Genomic DNA, 978 nt, shown 5'->3' on the forward strand with positions numbered 1-978 from the left:
GATTGCGGATTCCGATTCAATCCGGCCGGGTATTCCGATTTGAAGCCGGCCACCGTTCCGATTTGATGTCGGCCACCATTCCGATTTGAAGCCGGCCGGGGTTCCGATCAATCTCCGGCCGGGTTTCGGTGAGTTTGGCGTTTTCGTTTGGGTCAGTCCCTCGGGCATCAGGCCCCTCGCAATCGAGGGGACGCCGATGCCGGCCAAGAGAGAACTGACCATGCGACAGATAAGACAGATGCTGCGGCTTGCCCGAGATGGGGTGAGCGCGCGGGAGATCGGACGCACGCTCGGCGTGGCGCGCAGCACGATCCAAGATAACCTCAAGCGCGCCGCGACCGCCGGGCTTGCCTGGCCATTGGCCGGCGATCTGACGGACGCCGTTCTCGAGCAGCGCCTGTTCGCCCATGCCGGCGTGAAGAGCGGCTTCCGCCGCCGCGTCGAGCCGGACTGGGCCTGCCTCGTCTGCGAGTTGAAGCGGCCCGGCGTCAACCTGATGGTGCTCTGGGAGGAGTACCGCGACGCTCATCCCGACGGCTACGGCTACAGCCGCTTCTGCGATCTGTACCGGGAGTTCGAACGCCGCCTGTCGCCGACCATGCGCCAGGATCATCCCGCCGGCGACAAGGTCTTCGTCGATTACTCCGGCAAGAAGCTCTCGATCGTCGATCGGACCACCGGTGTCGTGCGGGAGGCCGAGATCTTCGTCGCCGTGCTGGGCGCCTCGAACTACACCTATGCCGAAGCGACCTGGACGCAGACGCTGCCCGACTGGATCGAGGCCCATGTCCGGATGTTCCGCTTCCTCGGTGGCGTGCCGCGCCTCGTCGTGCCCGACAACCTGAAGTCCGGCGTCCAGAGAGCCTCGTTCTACGATCCCGAGATCAACCGCAGCTACGGGATGATGGCCGCCCATTACGGCGTCGGCATTCTGCCGGCCCGCCCGCGCAAGCCCCGCGACAAGGCGAAGGTCGAAGC

Annotated in this window: 1 protein-coding gene; it reads left to right on the top strand. The window is 65.4% G+C overall.

What is annotated here, in order from left to right:
• Positions 1–220: 220 nt before the first annotated feature.
• The coding region (gene istA / locus AE618_RS00215; protein ID WP_248310692.1) for an IS21 family transposase at positions 221–978 on the top strand (758 nt) is incomplete at its 3' end.

It is taken from the genome of Allobosea vaviloviae (assembly GCF_001298265.1).
Taxonomy (GTDB): domain Bacteria; phylum Pseudomonadota; class Alphaproteobacteria; order Rhizobiales; family Beijerinckiaceae; genus Allobosea; species Allobosea vaviloviae_B.